Genomic DNA, 17,157 nt, shown 5'->3' with positions numbered 1-17,157 from the left:
CCGCAATCGGCGGAGCGGGGGTAGTCTGGGGACGAGGCGGCGATCATGAGGCGACGAATTTCGGTGCTGCTCGTCGAGGACGACGAGGACGACTTCATCATGACGCAGGCGCTGCTCTCGGAAATCGACGAACCGGAATGTGCCCTCACCTGGGCGCAGACCTTCGAGGAGGGGCTGCAGCGCCTCGTCGAGGGCTCGTTCGACGTGTGCCTCCTCGATTACGCGCTGGGCGAGCGGACCGGGATGGAGCTGCTGGCGCAGAGCGCCACCGCCGGCGTCGAGGTGCCGATCATCTTCCTCACCGCGCAGGACCAGCGCCGGCTCGACGTCGAGGCCACGCGCCTGGGCGCCGCCGACTACCTGGTGAAGTCCCGGATCCGCGCCGACCTGCTCGAGCGGTCGATCCGCTACGCGCTCGAGTGGTCGCGGTCGCTGTCGGCCCTGCGCCTGTTGAACCGCGAGCTCGAGTTGACGCGCGATCAGGCCGTCCGCGCCAACCGGGCCAAGAACGACCTCCTCACCGCGGTGAGCCAGGCCTACCGCGAATCGCTCGGGACCATCGTCACCTGCAACGACGCCATCGAGGCGCGGATCGCCGGGCGCGACGCGATCGCGGAGGGCTACGCCCGCGAGGTCCGCGACGCCTGTCGCACCCTCGAGCGGCTGTTGACGGACGTCCTCGACATGAGCGCGAGCACCAGCGGGAGCGAGGCGCCGGTGATCCAGCCGCGGCGCCTGGCGCTGGCGCCGTTCGTCCAAGAGGTCGTGGCGGCGATCCGTCCGCTGGTCGGGCACAACGACAACACCCTCGAGGTCAGCGTCGCCGACGACGTCGGCGCCATCGAGACCGACCCGGCGCACCTGCGACGGGTCCTGCTCACGCTGCTCGCCAATACCTGCAAGTTCGCGCGTCGCGGCCGCATTCAGCTGACGGTCGCGCGCCGCTCGCAGGACGGGATCGAGGGCGTCGAGCTGGCGATCCGCCCCAGCGGCCTGTGGATGACGCCGGCGCAGCTCGAGCTGCTGTTCGCCAGCATCCCCCAGGCCGACGCTGGGGTGGCGCCGCGGGGCGGCTGGACGGAGTCGGGGATCGCGGCCAGCCGGCGGGTCTGTCGCGGGCTCGGCGGCGAGCTGTTCGTCGAGACGGAGGGCGTGCGCCGGACGGTGCTGCGCGTGTGGGTCCCGGACCTGAGCGCGGCCGAAGGCGAGAGTCGGCCCTCGTGACGGGGCCGCGGAGGTTCATGCGTGGACACATCGGTCTCGGTGCTGCTCGTCGAAGATGATCGGGACGACTACCTGCTGACCTCGGAGCTGCTCGAGGAGCTGGGGGAGGGGACCTACGACCTGCGATGGGTCGATTGTTACGAGGACGGCGTCGAGGCGCTGCTGTCCGGCGGGCCCGACCTGTGCCTGCTCGACTATCGCCTCGGCGAGAAGACCGGCCTCGAGCTGCTGCGCGAGGTGGTCGCGCGCGGCTGCACGATCCCGATCGTCCTGCTGACCGGGCAGTCCGACCGCTCGCTCGACGTCGAGGCGATGAAGGCCGGCGCGGTCGATTACCTGGTCAAGGGCGAGTTCGGCCCGCGCCAGCTCGAGCGATCGATCCGCTACGCGGTCGAGCGCAACCGCTCGGTCAAGGCGCTGCGCGAGCTCAACGCCGAGCTGCAGCACGCGCGCAATCAGGCGACCGCGGCCAGCCACGCCAAGAGCATGTTCCTGGCCAGCGTCAGCCACGAATTCCGCACCCCGCTGAACGCCATCCTCGGCTACAGCGAGATCCTCCACGAGGAGCTGGCCGCGCTCGACGTCCCCGGGCTCGCCGACGACGTGCGGCGGATCCACACCGCCGGCACCCACCTGTTGACGCTCGTCAGCGACATCCTCGACCTCAGCAAGATCGAGGCGGGCAAGCTCGACCTGGCGATGCGGGCCTTCGACCTCGAGGCGCTGGTCGTCGAGATCAACGAGGCGATCCGCCCGCTCGTCGGCCGCAACGACAACACCTACCGCTGCCGCTGCAGCGGCGTGGGCGAGATGGTGTCCGACGCGACGCGCCTGCGCCAGGTGCTGCTCAACCTGCTCGGCAACGCCTGCAAGTTCACCACGCGCGGGAGCATCGAGCTGCTGGTCGAGCGGCGACCCGGGCGCGCCCGCGACTTCGACACCGCCGGCGAGGACGAGCTGCTGCCCGGCGTCGATTGCGTCGAGTTCACGATCCGCGACACCGGGATCGGCATGACCCCGGCGCAGATGCAGCGCCTGTTCGCCGGCTTCTCGCAGGTCGACGCCGACGTCACGCGCCGCTACGGCGGTACCGGATTGGGCCTGTCGATCAGCCGTCGCCTGTGTCGCATGATGGGCGGCGAGATCTTCGTCGACAGCGAGTTCGGGGCCGGTTCGACGGTCCGCGTGCGCCTGCCGGCCCGCATCGGCGCCGCCGGGTCCGCCTGACGGGCGGATCCTCGCCAACACCGTCACCGCGGTCCCGGCGAACTAGCTGGCCGTCAGGACATGTCCTCGCGGCCATCATGACCGAGCGTCGCGGGCGCCCGCGCGATCGCGGGCGCCAGGCGGATCGTTGCGCCGCTCAATAGGACGGGGTCGCCGCCGTGGCCTTGGCGATCGCGGTGTCCCACGCGAGCGGCAGCTCCGCGCGCGTCACCTCCCACGAGGTGACGGTGCCGGTGGTGCTGAACTCCTGGGTCCGCTGCATGCCGGCGACGTGCTCGTCCGAGGCGACGAAGTTCATCATCGCGGTCTGATCGCGCCACACCGCCAGAGTTCGCGCAGTGCCGCACTTCATCGAGGTCCCGGTGGAGAAGCCGACCAGGCCCGGGTTCTGCGTCAGCACCGGGATCATCGCCCCCACGGTCGCGCGGAACTCCTCCGCCGTCTCGGGCCGGAGCACCAGTACCGTGGTGCTGGCGATGTATTTGTCCTGCAGCGGCTCGAGCAGGCCGCCTTTCGCGGCGTCGTAGCCGGGCCCGGCGAAGTCGGTGACCTGGAGGTCGTCGTCGACGCACGCCGCTGCGCCGGTGCCGGTCGAATCGTCGCCGTGGGTGGTGCCGGAGCCGTCGCTGCCGGCTTCGCTGGCGCTCCCGGGCTCGCTGCAGGCCGCGAGCGCGAGGCCGAGGGTGATGAATCGTAGGGGGTTGCGAATAGACATGGTCATGTTCCTGAGATCAGCGGAGGATTGCGAAGTGCAGCTCGGCGAAGTCGCGCCCGAGCCGCGGTGAATGGAAGTCGGTGCGCCGGGACGTGCTGGTGAGCGCGACGTCGGCCCCCACCGGCGGTGCGTCGCCCAGGACCACGGCCCAGCGCAGCGCGTCGTCACTGCCGCGGACGGCCAGGTAGACGTAGGAGCCGGCCACCAGCCGCTCCTCGACGCGCCCCGCGAGCGGGAGCGGCTCGCTCGGGGCGCCGGGGCCGACGAACGGGGCGGGCGCGCTCGCGGGCGGCCGCTGCGGCGGGCCGGCATCGGCGACGCCGCAGCCGGCGAGGGCGAGCGACAGCGCGAGGACGCGCGAGGGACGGCCGGCGGGTGGATCGGTCGTGGGCATGCTGTTACCGTAGTTCGGCGCGGCTTACAGAGCGATGACCGACCGCGTCAAAGACTTGACCGAGTCCGACAAGCCGGCGGTGCTGCCGCGGCCGCCGCCGGCGTTCGACGTGCCGCTCAACACTGCAGTGTGCCCGCCGCTGATCGGCGCGGCCCTGGCCGGGGTCGACGTCGACGCGCTGCTCGCCGAGCTGGGCATCGATCGCCAGACCGCCGACGACGCCGACGCCAGCCTGCCGCCGGCGCTGCGGGTCGCGCTGTGGCGCGAATCGTTGCAGCGCAGCCGCGACCCGGCATTGGCGCTGCACGCCGCCGAGGTCATCCCGTTCGGCCACTTCGACGTCGTCGATTACGTGGCCACCGAGGCGCCCACCCTGGGCGAGGGCATCGCGGCGCTGGCCCGCTACTTCCGCATCGTCCGCCCCGACTTTCGCGTGCGCTTCGAGGAGGACGACGACGAGGGCCGCCTCTACCTCGAGCTGCCGCCGAGCTTCGGGCTCGTCGCGTCGTACACCACCGAGTTCACGCTCGCCTGCATCTTCACGCGCTTCCGCGGGATCGTCGGCGACGGCTTCGCGGCCAGCGAGATGTGCTTCTGCTACCCCGCGCCGGGCCACCTGGACGAGTACCGGCGGGTGTTCGCGTGCCCGCTGCGCTTCGACGCCGACGAGACCCTGATCCGCTTCCCGCGCGCAGTGCTGGCGATGCCGCAGCCGCGCGCCGACGCCCGCCTGCGCCTCGTGCTCGAGCGGGCCGCGGCGGCGGTGCTCGCTCGTCTGCCGCCCGCCAGCGACATGACCCAGCAAGTGCGGCAGGCGCTGAGCGAGGAGCTGCGCGGCGGCACGCCGACCTGCGAGCAGATCGCCCGCCGCCTGGCGATCGGGGTGCGCACCCTGAACCGCCGCCTGCAGAGCGAGGGCACGAGCTTTCAACAGTTACTCGCAGAGCTGCGCTGCGAGCTCGCGCGCGGGTATCTCGGCGACCGCCGGCTGTCGATCTCCGAGGTCGCCTATTTGTTGGGGTTCTCCGAGCCGAGCGCGTTCCACCGCGCATTCAAGCGCTGGACCGGCCATTCGCCGCAGGCCTGGCGCCGGCGCGGGACGCATTGATCCGAGTCGGCGTCGGCGCGATCGACCGGACGCCGTATCACGGTCGAGGAAGACCGCAGAGGCCGAGCTTCTCGAGGCCGGGCGGGGCCGTGCCCAGGTCGAACCAGGGGAGGCACTGCAGGTCCTGGCCGGGGCAGTCGGTCGGTTCCAGAGTGTGGTCGCAGTACGGCAGGCAGCAGCCGAGCGCCGCGGGGTCGCACTCGCCGGCGAACTCGGGGCTCTGGCAGACGAGGCCCGGGTCGCAGGCGTTGGCGTATTCGCAGGGGTCGAAGGCCTGGCCCTCCTCGCCGCTGGCGTCGAGGACGCACAGGAAGCCGGCGATGTCGATCGGGTTGGGGAGGCAGAGGTCGCCGCCCGGGCAGTCCTGCTTCAGCGGGTTGCAGGTCGGGAGGCACAGGGTGAGGACGCCGTCGGAACCGATCGTGCAGGTGGTCTGCGGGACCTCGCAGGCCGGCGAATCGGGCGAGCCCACGCACATGGCGACGCAGGTGCCCACGCCGTCGACGACGTCCCAGCACATCTGGCCGACGTCGCAGGTGTCCTCGCCGCTGGCGGGGGAGCCGAACACCGTGCAGGGCTCGCCGACGTCGTCGGGGTCGGGGACGACGTCGACGCACTTCAAGCTATCCCACCAGTTGTCGCCGTCGCCGGACCACGGCATGCACTTCTGGCCTTCGGGACAGTCCTGCACCCACTGGTCGCACCAATCATCATTCGCGCCGCCGCCGTCCGGGGGGAGGATGAAGCCGTTGGAGGTGTTGCCGGTCGTGCCGGGGTCGGGCGCCGCAGTGGTCGAGGTGACGGGGTCCTGCGCGCCGGTGGTCGGCTCCGCGGAGGTCGAGCCGCTGGCGTCGGGGAGGGGCATCGCGGTGGTCTCGGTGGTCTGGCCGCCGGCGCTGGCCTCGGAGTCGCCGAGCGGACGCTCGGTGCAGGCGGTCACGACGAGGAGGGCGATCGAGAGGTTGCGGATCGACATGTCTTGAAGGACCTGTGCGAAGGGCCAGGAGAGGAGAGGGCAGAGATCGGGCCTCTGGAAACTACCATATCACCCTCTTAAAACTGTCATTGATTTAAAATGATGTAAAACGATGTTATCTATGCCTCGGGCATGGTCGTAATCGCGCATTTACAGCTCCAAACACGCAGGACGAGGCGCCTCGCGGCAGAGCCGGGATGCGGGTCGAGTGCGCGCGCTGTGCGCGATTGGCTCCGTGCGGTCTGTCAGCGCAAAGGGAACACCGCGAACGCGGCCCGCACGGCCGGTTTCGCCGCGGATGACGCCGTTAGCCGGAAGGCCGGCGCACGCAACTGCACAAACAATGGTGCCAGGACAAGCGCCCCGGACGCAGCGCGAGCGAGGTCCGAGGGCAATGGCAGCAGGCTCAAGGGGCAGATTCACGAACACACGATCGATTGCAGGCCCTCCGAGCGCCCGGTCCACCGGGGCTCCCCGTCGTGATCGGGGAGCGCGCTCGTTCGGCGCAGCGCCACCCGGCGCGTCGCGCCGGCCACTGCCGACATTCGGCGTCGCGCGACTCCTCGCCCGATGCCAGTCACGCCACCCGAGCCGTCGCGCTCGACGAGAGGAATCACCATGCAGTTCAAGACACCCGTCCTCATGACCCTGGCTTTCACCTTCGTCTCGGCCGTCGGCTGCGCCCAGACCAAGCTCGACCGCAAGGAGTCGGCCGAAAATGGGATGGAGCGCCAGGAGGAGCGCATCGACCGGCGGCAGGAGAACATCGACGAGAAGCAGGCCGACCCGGACAACAGCGCGAACAAGGAAGAGCGCCTCGAGAACCGCGAGGACCGCCTGGAGGAGCGCGAGGAGCTGCTCAAGGCCAACGACGGCAAGCCGAACAACTAGTGCTGAGCTGCGGCAGCGGCGGAGGTGCGGCGATCGCCGCGCCCCGCCGCTCCGTGCCATTTTTATCAGCCCGGCGCTCGGGCCTCGCGGCCGAGCCCGCGACGAGGACGACCATGTCTGACTTCCACCCGGGCCACGACGCTGCGAATTCGTGCGCGCCCGAACCGACCGGCTCCAGCGCGCCCGACGCGGACGCGCCCGAGAGGCCGGCCCGCTTCTACCGCCCCGACCCGAACCATCCCGAGCGACTGTTGCGGATCGCCGGCGACGACGACGTCGACCAGGCCGATCTCACCGCGACGGCGATGCACGGGGCCTTCCGCGCGTTCGTGCTCGACCCGCATTACCCGTGCGTCGGGGCGCGCAGCGCGGTCCACAACAACAGCTACCGCCTCGGGGTCTACGACGCGCTCGGCAGCCCGGCGGCGACCGCCGCTCTGGCGCGCGACCTGGCGTCGTTCACCCGCGACATCGACCAGATCGACGGCCCCTTCGCCACCTTCGTCGCGCTGTTCACCGGGCCCCAGGACCTCGACGAGCAAGCCTTCGAGCGCGCGCTGTGGTCCCAGCTGCAGGCGCTGCACGAGGCCGACGCGGCGCCGTGGGATTCGTCGGTCAGCAGCGACCCCGACGACCCTCACTTCTCGTTCAGCTACGCCGGCACGGCCCACTTCATCGTCGGCCTGCACCCCGGCAGCGCTCGCCTGAGCCGCCAGTTCCCGTGGCCCGCGCTGGTGTTCAACCCGCACGCGCAGTTCGAGCGCCTGCGCGAGACCGGCAAGTACGAGCGGATGCAGGCGGTGGTGCGCGACAAGGAGCGCGCGCTGCAGGGCGACATCAACCCGGCCCTCGACGACTTCGGCGGCGACAGCGAGGCCCGCCAGTACAGCGGACGCCAGGTCGAGCCGGACTGGCACGCGCCGTTCCACCCGCGCGGCAGCGAGGCGGAGGACGAGCCGCAGGCGCCGACGAGCGGCTGTCCGTATCATGCGCGGGTGACCGCGACCCATGTCGTCGAGCCGCGCCCCGGCGTGCGCTATCGGATCCCCAAACAGTCGGGTGTGGCCTTCCAGATCGCGCGCGGCCAGCTGCTGCGGATCATCGATCCCGAGGGCCGGCAGGTGTGCGACCTCTACAGCCTGACCCGCGGCGAGCTGCGCGAGCACCTCAGCTCCGGCCGCAGCATCGATTACGCCGACAAGCTGTATCTGACGACCGGCGACGTGCTCTACAGCAACCGCGAGCGGCCGATGTGGACGATCGGGCGCGACGACGTCGGCCGGCACGACCTGGTGCTGACGCCCTGCAGCCCCGAGATGTACCGCAGGCTGCGCGGCGACGACGGCACCCACCCGAGCTGCTACGAGAACCTGCGCGGGCCGCTGGCGGCGTTCGGGGTCGAGGCCGACAGCATCGGCTCGACCTTCAACATCTTCATGGACGTCCGCTTCGACCCGACGACCGGCAAGATGACGATAGCGCCGCCGCCCAGCGCGGCCGGCGATTGCATCGAGCTGCGCGCCGAGATGGACATGATCGTCGGCCTGACCGCCTGCTCGAGCGAGGTCACGAACGCGGGCAGCCTGAAGCCGATCGACTTCGAGCTGGTCGCGGAGTGACGTCGCAGGGCACGGGCGCGGGCTGCTCGCCGAACATGGCGATCAGCTCGCGCTCGGCGGCGTCGGCCAGGACGTCGCGGCCCATCCGGCTCTCCTCGCCGAAGAAGGCGTTGGAGGTGCGGGTGTCGAACACGTGGGTGGCGAGCAAGGCGAACGCGCTCTCCTCGTCGGTCACGTCCTCGGAGGTCATGACCCGGCGCCCCGGATCGTCGTGGTCCTCGCGCTCGAAGCGGCCCTCCCACCGATCGCCCAGCGCGCGGCTGAAGTACTGCGAGGCGAGGTTGCCGGTGCGATCCATGTGACCGGCGCCGACGACCACGCGCAGCTGCGTCCACTGCTCGGGGGTCATGTCGGCGACCCACGCGGAGAAGGTGGCGTGGGTGGTGTGCAGCTGGTCGCGCGCGGCGTCGGCGATGTTGGCGCGGATGTCGTCCATCTGCCCCCGCAGGAAGGCGACGAGCGTCGGGCCGGTGACACCGTTGGCCGACAGGACCTCGGCGATGAACCGCCGCGAGGCGTCAAGCAGCCGGCGCTGACGCTCGAGCTGGGTGCGGTCGAGCCCGGCCTCGGCGATCGCCTCGACCACGGGGTCGGTGCGCCGGCTCAGCTCCTGCAACTGACCGCGCGCGTCCTCGTCGAGGCTGCCGCCCTCGTCGCCGAGGATGGTCTGGAGCGCCAGCGGCACGTGGCAGATCGCCTTGAGCTGGTGGTAGAGCCGCGTCCGCGCCGGGCCGACGCTCCGGCGCCCGTCGATCCGCAAGTACAGGGTGTCGTCGACCTGGGCCACCGAAGGACCCAGCTCGGCGAGCACGGCCCGCTGGCGCGCAGCGTAGGCCTCGAGGAAGGCGTCGTTGAGCTGGGCGATCGGGTCGCTCGGATCGAGCGCGGTCGGATAGGTCAGGCGCGGCGGCTGCGGCATGCGATCGCCTGATTCATGGCACGGTTCGCTGCGCCTGCATCCGGCAGCGAGAGGTGTCGTCGGGGCGCACGCGGGCGGGGACCGGCCTTACGCTCGAGGCCGCCGGGGCGCACAGGCCGCGTCGGCAGCGAGCTCGGCGAATCGGAGGATCCGCTGCGACAGGGCGCAGCGATCTCGGCGCATTCGAGAGCTCGGCGGTCGGAGGTGCTGCCTCACGTATCATGCAGCGAGCTCGGCGATTCGAAGTCCGAGCGTTCGCCGATCATCGCGCGCGGGCAGCGAGCTCGGCGATTCGCAGGTCGATCTCGGGCGCGTCGCCGTCGGCGAGGATCCACGCGGCCGACAGGCCCGACCAGGCGAGCAGCCAGTCGAGCAGGCGCGCGCGCGCGATGCCCGAGCGCTGCGTGACGAGCTCGAGCCGGCGATGAAACACCCGCTCTTGAACGGCCAGCGGCGGGCCGCCGGCCATGTCGGGGTTGGCGAAGACGACGGCGTAGTCGAAGGCCGGCTCGCCGAGGAGGTGCTTGGGGTCGATCGCCAGCCAGCCGCGCGCGCCGAAGTCGAGCACGTTGTCGTGGTGGAGGTCGCCGTGGAGCGGCCGCACGTCGCGGAGGTCGGCCAGCAGCCGCGAGGCCGTGGCGAAGGCCTCGCGCAGCAGACCGCCGTGGCGGCGCGCGCCGGGCCCCAGGGCGGAGAACCACGTGGGGAGATCGACGAGGCCGGCGGGGATGGGGGTCGGGCGCGGCCGGTGAAGCGCGGCGATCGCGTCGCACAGGGCGATCGTGGCCTCGTCGTCACGACCGCTGCGCGCGAGCTCGGTGAGCGAGCGGGTGCCGGTGGCCCGCTCGAGCAGCAGCGCGGTGTCGTCGGCCGCGAGCAGCCGCGCCGCGCCGTCGCCGGCCCACCAGCGCAGCAGGATGTGGCCGTGGCGCTCGTCGGGGTCGGTCGCGACCTTGAGCATCGCCAGCTCGTCGCCGCGCCGCACGGGGAGCAGGCGGGCCGCGCGAGTGACGATCGGCGCGCCGTCGGGGACGAGGCCCCAGCGCGCCAGATACGCCGCGAACAGGTCGGGTTCGGTCGGGTCGCTCGCAGGCACGGGCGGATGATAGCCGGCGCGGCCTCCAATGCGGCGAGCGTGCCGCCGGCGGCGACGGCGAGCGAGGCATGCGTATCCCCTCGGAGGCGACGTCGACGGCGCCACCGATTGCGGGCACGCCGAGCGCCGGCATGGCCGCGCCAGGCGCGGCCATGCCGGTCGCAGTTGGGCACGTAGCGCCCCCGATTGCGGGCACGCCGAGCGCCGGCGTTGCCGCGCCAGGCGCGGCCATGCCGGTCGCAGAGGGTATCGTGGCGCCGTCGATTGTGGGCACGCCGAGCGCCGGCATTGCCGCCTCGAGCGCGGCGATGCCGGTAGCGAATGAACCCGTGGCGCCGCCGATTGCGGGCACGCCGAGCGCCGGCATCGCAGCGCCAGACGCGGCGATGCCGGTAGCGAAGGGACCCGTGGCGTCCCCCGATCGTGGGCAACGCCGAGCGCCGGCATTGCCGCGCTTGGGCGCGGCAATGCCGGTCGCAGGTGGACTTGTCAGCTCAGTGCGCTCAGGCCTCGTTCAGGTCGAGCTGGAGGCAGGTCTGCGTGTCGATGAAGATCGCCTCGTCCTCGTCGAACCCCTGGTCGTCGTTGTCCCAGCCCCCCTGGCCCCAGCCCGGGCCCCAGGGGCCGATGCCCTGGCCCCAGCCCGGGCCCCAGTCGCCGCCCCAGCGGCTCTTGAGCGCGGGCGCGCAGAACATCGCGCCGTCGCCGTCGCACTGGCTGCGGCAGGTGCCGGAGTCGTCGCCGGCGAGGCTGTCGCAGCTCGCCAGGCAGCTCGGGCCGCTCAGGGTGTCACAATCGTAGGCGCGATTGTCCTGGCCGGTCTGGACGAAGATCTGGGTCTGGACGCAGACCGCGAGCAGGAGGTCCTGGCCGAAGCCACAGTTGTCCTGGTCGCCCCAGCACCACTCGGCCGGCTCGGCCGGGATTGCGAGGGGACGAGCCTCCGACGGGGAGGCCGCGATGAGCGGCAGGGCGAACGCCAGGGCGGGGCACAGCAGCAGAATCTTGCGCAACATGGGGAGTTCCTTTCTTGTCTTCTCTCGGAGCGACGCCGGCTCTCTCCGGCGTCGACTGCCGGAATATTCGCTGGACCCCGAAGCCTCGCAATGAAGAACTGTGGTGAATCGCATCGTCCGGGGCGCGCCCGATCGGGCAAAGCTGCGACAGGATGCCTCGTTCGCCGCGAATTCGCGGTTCTGCCAGCGACGCGACGGGCCCGGCGTCGGCGGCGTCGGCGGCCGATCTGGCCCTGATTTCACCGCTTCGTCGACGCCGCCCGCCGCGCTGTGGATTGCTCATAGCCGGCGCCCGGCGACGGCGACGGCGACGCCCGTCCGGCGACTCTCATAATTGCCTATGATCATTCATATTGCGGCGCGACCGCGGCGGTCTCGCGGAGGGGGCCGCGCATTCACCCGCCCGAACCCCGCCAGGGCCGCCATTTTGCGGTATGCACATATCTTCGCATCCCACACGTCGGCCGAACTGCCACATCGTTCGCGCGGGCTCCAGACGGCGCCCGCATCGGCTCCCCGCGGCGCGAGGCCGGGCCGACGACGCGAATGGCAAAACGCTCGCGGCGAGCGACGCGGCGGCGAATCGGACGACGTCGGCGCTCCCTGAGGGAGATCCGCCCGGCGCCGAGAATGGCGTCGCCAGGAGCCGCCGCGGCGCGGCCGGGCCGCGATCGTCACTGGCAATTCGCGGTCACGGTCGCGTCGCTCTCGCACCGCGAGCCACGGCGCCCGCACGACGACGGGCGGGCGAACCTCCCGCCGCGATCCGGCTCGTGCTCAGGAGGGCGTCGCGGCCGCGGTGGAAGCCCGGGCGCTGCGTCTGCCGACCCGCGAGCACGCGGCCGGTCGCCGTCGGCCGAGCACGGGGGGCCCGAGCGGGGCTCGCCTTCGCCAGTCACCGGGCCTCGCCGAGCCTCATGCCATTCGAATGGGTCGCACGATATCGGGCGCTGCGATGAATCGCCCCTCGCGGACAATGACCCTATCCCTTGCGGCTCGCCCACAGTCCGATCGCCAGCGGCAGGAGCCCGTTGAGCACGTTTATCGCCAGCATCGCCTCGCGCGACAAGAGGCCGCGGGCGACCAGCAGCAGCGAGGCCATCAGCGTCGCGTGGGCGAGCAAGCCGGTGACGACGACCCACACGCACTGGGCAGGCCGGACCACGCCCGCGCGGACGACGGTCCGCAGCATCCACAGGGTGAGCGGCAGGAACAGCACCACGCTGGTGAGCAGGCCGGGGCGGTAGGCCGGCGGGGACAGCGAGCCGGCGATGTGGAGCAGGCCGTTGACGAGCGGGATGCCCCACGCGCACGCGGCCACCAGCGGGTTGCGGCGGCGAAACACCACCGCGGTGACGAACGCGATCTGGCAGCCGCCGACGTTGACCGCGCACATGGTCGCCTCGTCGGCCGGGCAGTGAGCGAGGTCGCCGGCGTAGCCGAGCGTGGCGCACAGGTCGGCGAGGAACGCGTAGCGCCGGCCGAGCAGGTCGATCCCGTGCTCCTCGAATTGATGCAGGAGGTACATCGGCCACAACAGCGGCAGCACCCACGCCGGATCGCGCCAGCGCGGCGGGGCCGCGGCGGGGCGCGGGAGCGCCAGCCAGACGATCAGCGCGAGGGCGAGCGCGAGCCCGAGGAAGGGCCAGTCGCGGAGGAGGTCGTCCATGCGTCGAGCTTCCCACACTCTGCGGGCGCATGGCCGCGCGGCTCCGTCGCTGCGAGTCTGCGAGCAGCCCCTCGACGGGCTTGACGGCTTCGCGTAGCGACGCGATCGCCGCGACCGCGACGTGCGTCGGAGCGAGTCGTGCGCGACGTGCACGGCGCGCGGTTCATGCGTCCTCCCCGCAGCGTTGACTCGCGCGACCTGACGTACTGCGAATGCGACAGGCGGCCCGTCGTCGCCGCGACGGGCCGCCTGTCGCTACCTGCGCTGTGGTTCAGCCGACTTGCTGCTGGACGTCGTCGACGTTGCCGTAGACCGCCTCGGCGACGTCGATGACGCCAGAGACCACCGCGAGGCCGACGGTGACGGCCTTCAGGCGACCGGACTTGTCGCTGTCGTCGTACTTCTCGGACAGGCGCATCAGCGAGCTGCTCACCCACGAGCCGCAGCGCAGCGAGAAGGTGACGATCTGGCTGTCGCCCTGCAGGTTGCCGGTGCCGAGCGCGACCGCGGAGAGCGTGGTGGTCGCCAGGCCGAGCAGGCCGAAGGCCACGAGGTCGAAGGGGCGCCACAGGTCGTCGACCTTGTAGGTGACGTACGCGGACAACACCGTCCACGCGCCGGTGACGATCTCGAGGCCCGCGTTGGCCCCGGAGTAGGGCCGGACCTTCTGCGGCAGGCTGGGCAGCCGCGCGAGGGTGAGGACGCCGCGCAGCGAGGTGCAGATCCCGCCGGTGGCGGCCAGGATCGCCGAGAACTGTTTGGCGGCCTTGCCGGCCAGCTCGAGCGCGGTCTTGGTCGTGAGGACGATCGAGTTGACGAGCCCGAGCGCCATCGAGGCCCACAAGATCCGCCGCGCGTCGCGGTTCGACTGCGGCTGCCCGCTCTTCGGCTGCACCCCCGACTTGGGCGTGATCGTCGGCGACACGTTGCTCTTGCCCTGGGCCTTGTTCGTCGACTTCTCGGTCAGCACGCCGACGATCGCGCCGACCAGCGCGACGACCCGCATGACCGTGAAGGAGCGGCCGCCGAGGATGGTCGCCTCGATCGCGTCGGTCAGCACCGGCACCTTGATGCGGGCGCGGAACTGCTTGCCCGCGAGGTCGAAGGCGTCCACGCCGCGGGTGACCACGCCGTCGAACAGGACGTCGAGCAGCGAGGACGAGCCGTCGGCGAGCGCGCCGTTTTGGGCGAGGAGCTGCGAGAGCGGCGTGCCGAGCACGGTGCTCACCTGGGTGAGGTCGGGCAGCTTGCCGGTGAGGCCGCTCGCGGTGTTCAGCACGGCCGCATCGGGCGCGCCGAGGCCGGAGGTCACGTCGTCGGCGAGGTCGAACACCGCGTCGACCGACTCGAGCGCGTCCGAGAATTTTTCCAGCAGGTACTCGAGCGGCTCGAGCACGGGGCGCGCGGCGTCGATGTCGAGGCCGAACAGGTCGCCGACCGAGCGCTGGCCGACGGCCTGCTCGACGCCCTTGCGCAGCGCGTCGGCCAGCTGGGCCTTGTACTCGCCGAGCTGCGGGGTCTTGGCGCGCAGCTGCTGGAACGAGTCGTCGAGCAGGGCGTGGACCTCGTCGGAGGCGGCGAGGAAGTCGTCCCACATGAACAGGTAGGCCAAAAACTCGAGGATCTCGCGGATCTCGGCGGCGATCCGCTTGACCAGCGCCTCCATGGCGGCGAACGCCTCCTCGACCCCGTTGACGACCACGCGCCAGGCCGCCTCGGCGCCGTCGACGATGGTGGTGCCGATGATCTCGATCCACTGCATGCCGGTGTCGGTGAGCTGGGAGACTTCGACGGCCAGAGTCTCGGCGCTGTCGACCAGCGCGGTGATCGCCTGCGTGCCGGCGCGGCGGGACGCGCCCTCGACCTTCTTGCGCAAGGCGTCGAGCTCGTTCACGCCGCGCACGATCAGCCCGGCGGCCGACTTCGCGGCCCGCTCGGCGCCCGCGATCACGCCGCTGCCGGTGGCGAGGATCTTGTTGCCGAGCGCCGCGGGATCGAGGGCGCCGAGGGTGGCGTTCCAGCCGCCCTCGATGGCGTCGGTGGTGTCGTACCAGGCGTCTTCGAGGCCGCCGGTGGTGCCTTCCCAGAGGTCCTGGGCGGCGCCGGCGCCCGCGTTCACGCCGTCCTGGACGGCGTCGGCGCCCGCGTTCAAGCCGTCCTGGACGGCGTCGGCGCCCGCGTTCACGCCATCCTCGATGGCACCGGCGCCCGCATTGACGCCGTCCTCGATCGCGTCGCCGAGGTCACCGAAGAAGCCGCGGGGCGTGGGCTTGAGGTTCGGCTTGGTCTGCGGGGTGATCTGGGCCGGGGCCGGGGCCTGTGCGGCCGCGGGGAACTGGGTCGCGAGCCGGCGGAAGGCGTCGGTCAGGGCGTTGGCATCTTCGCTGCTGGTGCCCGCGGGCAGCGGGTTGCGGCGGCCGGGGCCGGGGTTCGTCAGATCGCCGCTGGAGATCGTGCGCAGGCGCTGCTGCACCGGGGCGTCGGGGCGAATGGCGGTCCACACGCCGCCGGCGGCCCCGGCGACGCGGACGCGGATCGTCGGGCAGCCGAGGTCGTCGGCGAGGAAGCGCAGGCGCACCTTGCCGGCGCCGTTCAGCGGCACCACCTGGGTCTCGTCGGCCTTCCACGGCTTCAGCTCGCCCTTCTCGGTCGGGCCGACGAAGGCGGACAGCGGGCGGTCGATGCGGACCTCGAGCGACCGGTCGCTCGCGCCGTCGCCGGCGGGCGTGGTGACCTCGACCGTGGCGTCGTACACGAGGGTGGTGCCGTAGAGCTGCTTGGTCTGGCTGCCGCCGAGGCCGAGCATCTTGTTCGACATCTTCGGGCCCGCCACCGTCTCGCGCACGAGCTTGCCGCGCGTCCGCAGGCGGTACGGGGCCCCGGTGGTGGCCGGCAGCGGCGGGCCGTTCGTGTCCGCGAGCGTCACGCCGCTGGGGGCGTGACCCCACCCGCTGCGCGGGCCGTAGTCGTGGAACAGGCCCTCGGTCACGGAGTCGAGGCGGTAACAGGCGAGCAGCCCGTCCTCGTCGCCGCACACGCGGGTCAGCCAGTGCTGCGCCAGGCGCTCGGGCCGGACGCCACGCCAGATCCGGACCTCCGCCAGGCCGCCGCGCAGGCGCGCCAAACCGGGCGCAGCCCCGCCGAGGCTGCACTGCGACGTGACCGGGCTGCTCAGCAGGGTTCGCAGCGCGGTGAACTGCGCCGGCTTCGTCGGGTCGAGGGTCGTCTTCCCCTTCGCGCGCGGCGTGCCCTGGAAGTACACCTGGCTGTCGATCCCAAGGCCCGTGTCGTCGACCCGCGTGGTCGCGGCGATGTGCGTCCACTGGCCCTTCTTGACCAGGCCCTTGGCGCTGCACAGACGGGTCGCCGTGTCGCCCACGACCAGCATCAGCGCGATCTCGCCGTCCTTGCCGCCGGCGGCCAGCACCAGCCGCCGCGAGCCGGCGCCGAGCTGGACGAGCGCGCCGGGCTGCGCCTCGTCGGTGTCGAGGCGGACCCACGCCTCGAGCGTCAGCTTGCCGTTCATACCGGTCACGGGGGACAGGTTGGTGACCGCGGTGTCCTTGGCGAAGTTGAAGTAGGCGGCCGGGCCGTCGGCGAGCGGGGCGGGGTGCCGAACGGTCGCCAGGGCGCTGGCGCCGGAGAGGTGGCGCTTGTTGACGCCGAGGTCCTCGCTCGTGTGGCGCTTGCCGCCGGCGTCGGCGACGGTCTGCTCGAGCGGGTAATAGGCCCACAGTTGCGGGGAGCCGAGCGGCGGCGGGTCCCACGAGAGGTTGGTCGGCTTCGGGTGCTTCCACACCACGAGCTGGGCCAGCTCGCCTGCGAAGCCGCCGAGCGCGAGGGTGCGCGGCTCCTTGCCGGGCGCGGGCAAGGGGCCCTCGGCGTAGGCCATGCCGTTGACGCGGATCCAGCCCTTGCCCTCGGGGCCGATGCCGGCGCGCACCTGCACCCAGCGATCGCGCGGCAGGCCGCCCGGGATGGTCAGCTCGGGGCCCGACTTGCCCGTGATGACGGAGAAGCGCAGGACGTCGGCGCGGTCGCCGGTGCCGAGCACGATCCGCGTCTTGGCCCCGGCGAGCTCGACGATCGTCTGCGAGGCGGCGTCGCCGGTGCGGCGGATCCATAGCTGCAGCAGCAGGCCCTCCGGGAGGCCGCCGTCGATCGACGGGGACACGAGCTTGGCCGCTTGAGTGAATGCGAGGACCTTGGACATGACAAACTCCGTCCGGGCAGGAAATGCATCGAGGCGCCAAAAGGGGCATCAGCGCCCCCGGTCGCCGCAGCCCGGTCGATGAGATGAGCG

Annotated in this window: 13 protein-coding genes; 5 read left to right on the top strand and 8 right to left on the bottom strand. The window is 71.8% G+C overall.

Annotated elements, in window-relative coordinates; genetic code table 11:
• Nucleotides 1–45: 45 nt before the first annotated feature.
• Both OV090_RS09985 and OV090_RS09980 read left to right on the top strand, forming a co-directional pair.
• Complete coding sequence (locus tag OV090_RS09985; RefSeq protein ID WP_267703345.1) at nt 46–1,224, top strand: hybrid sensor histidine kinase/response regulator; 1,179 nt, start codon at nt 46–48, stop codon at nt 1,222–1,224.
• 21 nt (nt 1,225–1,245) lie between these two features.
• Complete coding sequence (locus OV090_RS09980) at nt 1,246–2,451, top strand: ATP-binding protein (protein ID WP_267703344.1); 1,206 nt, start codon at nt 1,246–1,248, stop codon at nt 2,449–2,451.
• Between the two features lie 136 nt (nt 2,452–2,587).
• Here OV090_RS09980 and OV090_RS09975 read toward each other — a convergent pair whose 3' ends face one another.
• A complete protein-coding gene (locus OV090_RS09975) occupies nt 2,588–3,166 on the bottom strand; it encodes an antibiotic biosynthesis monooxygenase (protein ID WP_267703343.1) in 579 nt (192 codons plus the stop codon).
• A gap of 16 nt (nt 3,167–3,182) precedes the next feature.
• Nucleotides 3,183–3,560: a hypothetical protein gene (locus OV090_RS09970; RefSeq protein ID WP_267703342.1), complete on the bottom strand. Its 378-nt coding sequence runs from the start codon at nt 3,558–3,560 to the stop codon at nt 3,183–3,185.
• 34 nt (nt 3,561–3,594) lie between these two features.
• On the opposite strand from OV090_RS09970, the gene OV090_RS09965 reads away from it, so the two are divergent.
• Nucleotides 3,595–4,668, top strand: a complete 1,074-nt coding sequence (locus tag OV090_RS09965; protein WP_267703341.1) for an AraC family transcriptional regulator — start codon at nt 3,595–3,597, stop codon at nt 4,666–4,668.
• A 37-nt stretch (nt 4,669–4,705) separates the two neighbouring features.
• On the opposite strand, the gene OV090_RS09960 is transcribed toward OV090_RS09965, so the two are convergent.
• Nucleotides 4,706–5,644: a hypothetical protein gene (locus tag OV090_RS09960; protein WP_267703340.1), complete on the bottom strand. Its 939-nt coding sequence runs from the start codon at nt 5,642–5,644 to the stop codon at nt 4,706–4,708.
• Between the two features lie 618 nt (nt 5,645–6,262).
• Between OV090_RS09960 and OV090_RS09955 the strand changes: the two genes are divergently transcribed.
• Both OV090_RS09955 and gntA read left to right on the top strand, forming a co-directional pair.
• The gene (locus OV090_RS09955) at nt 6,263–6,535 is read left to right on the top strand and encodes a hypothetical protein (RefSeq protein WP_267703339.1); all 273 of its coding nucleotides are present in this window, start codon (nt 6,263–6,265) and stop codon (nt 6,533–6,535) included.
• A gap of 113 nt (nt 6,536–6,648) precedes the next feature.
• Complete coding sequence (gene gntA / locus OV090_RS09950) at nt 6,649–8,154, top strand: guanitoxin biosynthesis heme-dependent pre-guanitoxin N-hydroxylase GntA (RefSeq protein ID WP_267703338.1); 1,506 nt, start codon at nt 6,649–6,651, stop codon at nt 8,152–8,154.
• Here gntA and OV090_RS09945 read toward each other — a convergent pair.
• From OV090_RS09945 to OV090_RS09925, 5 genes are all read right to left on the bottom strand, one after another.
• Complete coding sequence (locus OV090_RS09945; RefSeq protein WP_267703337.1) at nt 8,102–9,073, bottom strand: hypothetical protein; 972 nt, start codon at nt 9,071–9,073, stop codon at nt 8,102–8,104. The genes gntA and OV090_RS09945 overlap by 53 nt on opposite strands.
• Before the next feature lie 262 nt (nt 9,074–9,335).
• Nucleotides 9,336–10,169, bottom strand: coding sequence for an aminoglycoside phosphotransferase family protein (locus OV090_RS09940; RefSeq protein WP_267703336.1), 834 nt, complete (start codon nt 10,167–10,169; stop codon nt 9,336–9,338).
• 503 nt (nt 10,170–10,672) lie between these two features.
• Complete coding sequence (locus OV090_RS09935; RefSeq protein WP_267703335.1) at nt 10,673–11,185, bottom strand: hypothetical protein; 513 nt, start codon at nt 11,183–11,185, stop codon at nt 10,673–10,675.
• A 982-nt stretch (nt 11,186–12,167) separates the two neighbouring features.
• Entirely contained in the window at nt 12,168–12,854 is a 687-nt protein-coding gene (locus tag OV090_RS09930) for an HXXEE domain-containing protein (protein ID WP_267703334.1), read from the bottom strand.
• A gap of 271 nt (nt 12,855–13,125) precedes the next feature.
• On the bottom strand, nt 13,126–17,067 hold the full coding sequence (locus OV090_RS09925; protein WP_267703333.1) for a LamG-like jellyroll fold domain-containing protein: 3,942 nt from the start codon (nt 17,065–17,067) through the stop codon (nt 13,126–13,128).
• Between the last annotated feature and the right edge of the window lie 90 nt (nt 17,068–17,157).

The sequence above is a fragment of the Nannocystis sp. RBIL2 genome (assembly GCF_026626745.1).
Lineage (GTDB): Bacteria > Myxococcota_A > Polyangia > Nannocystales > Nannocystaceae > Nannocystis.
The sequence above is the reverse complement of the archived record's forward strand: the minus strand, read 5'-3'. Positions and strand labels throughout refer to the sequence as shown.

Bases quoted from the DNA above. Each gene is read 5' to 3' on its own strand.
- OV090_RS09985 (WP_267703345.1), top strand. From the start codon at position 46: ATGAGGCGACGAATTTCGGTGCTGCTCGTCGAGGACGACGAGGACGAC.
- OV090_RS09975 (WP_267703343.1), bottom strand. From the start codon at position 3,166: ATGTCTATTCGCAACCCCCTACGATTCATCACCCTCGGCCTCGCGCTC.
- OV090_RS09970 (WP_267703342.1), bottom strand. From the start codon at position 3,560: ATGCCCACGACCGATCCACCCGCCGGCCGTCCCTCGCGCGTCCTCGCG.
- OV090_RS09965 (WP_267703341.1), top strand. From the start codon at position 3,595: ATGACCGACCGCGTCAAAGACTTGACCGAGTCCGACAAGCCGGCGGTG.
- OV090_RS09960 (WP_267703340.1), bottom strand. From the start codon at position 5,644: ATGTCGATCCGCAACCTCTCGATCGCCCTCCTCGTCGTGACCGCCTGC.
- OV090_RS09955 (WP_267703339.1), top strand. From the start codon at position 6,263: ATGCAGTTCAAGACACCCGTCCTCATGACCCTGGCTTTCACCTTCGTC.
- gntA (WP_267703338.1), top strand. From the start codon at position 6,649: ATGTCTGACTTCCACCCGGGCCACGACGCTGCGAATTCGTGCGCGCCC.
- OV090_RS09945 (WP_267703337.1), bottom strand. From the start codon at position 9,073: ATGCCGCAGCCGCCGCGCCTGACCTATCCGACCGCGCTCGATCCGAGC.
- OV090_RS09935 (WP_267703335.1), bottom strand. From the start codon at position 11,185: ATGTTGCGCAAGATTCTGCTGCTGTGCCCCGCCCTGGCGTTCGCCCTG.
- OV090_RS09930 (WP_267703334.1), bottom strand. From the start codon at position 12,854: ATGGACGACCTCCTCCGCGACTGGCCCTTCCTCGGGCTCGCGCTCGCC.
- OV090_RS09925 (WP_267703333.1), bottom strand. From the start codon at position 17,067: ATGTCCAAGGTCCTCGCATTCACTCAAGCGGCCAAGCTCGTGTCCCCG.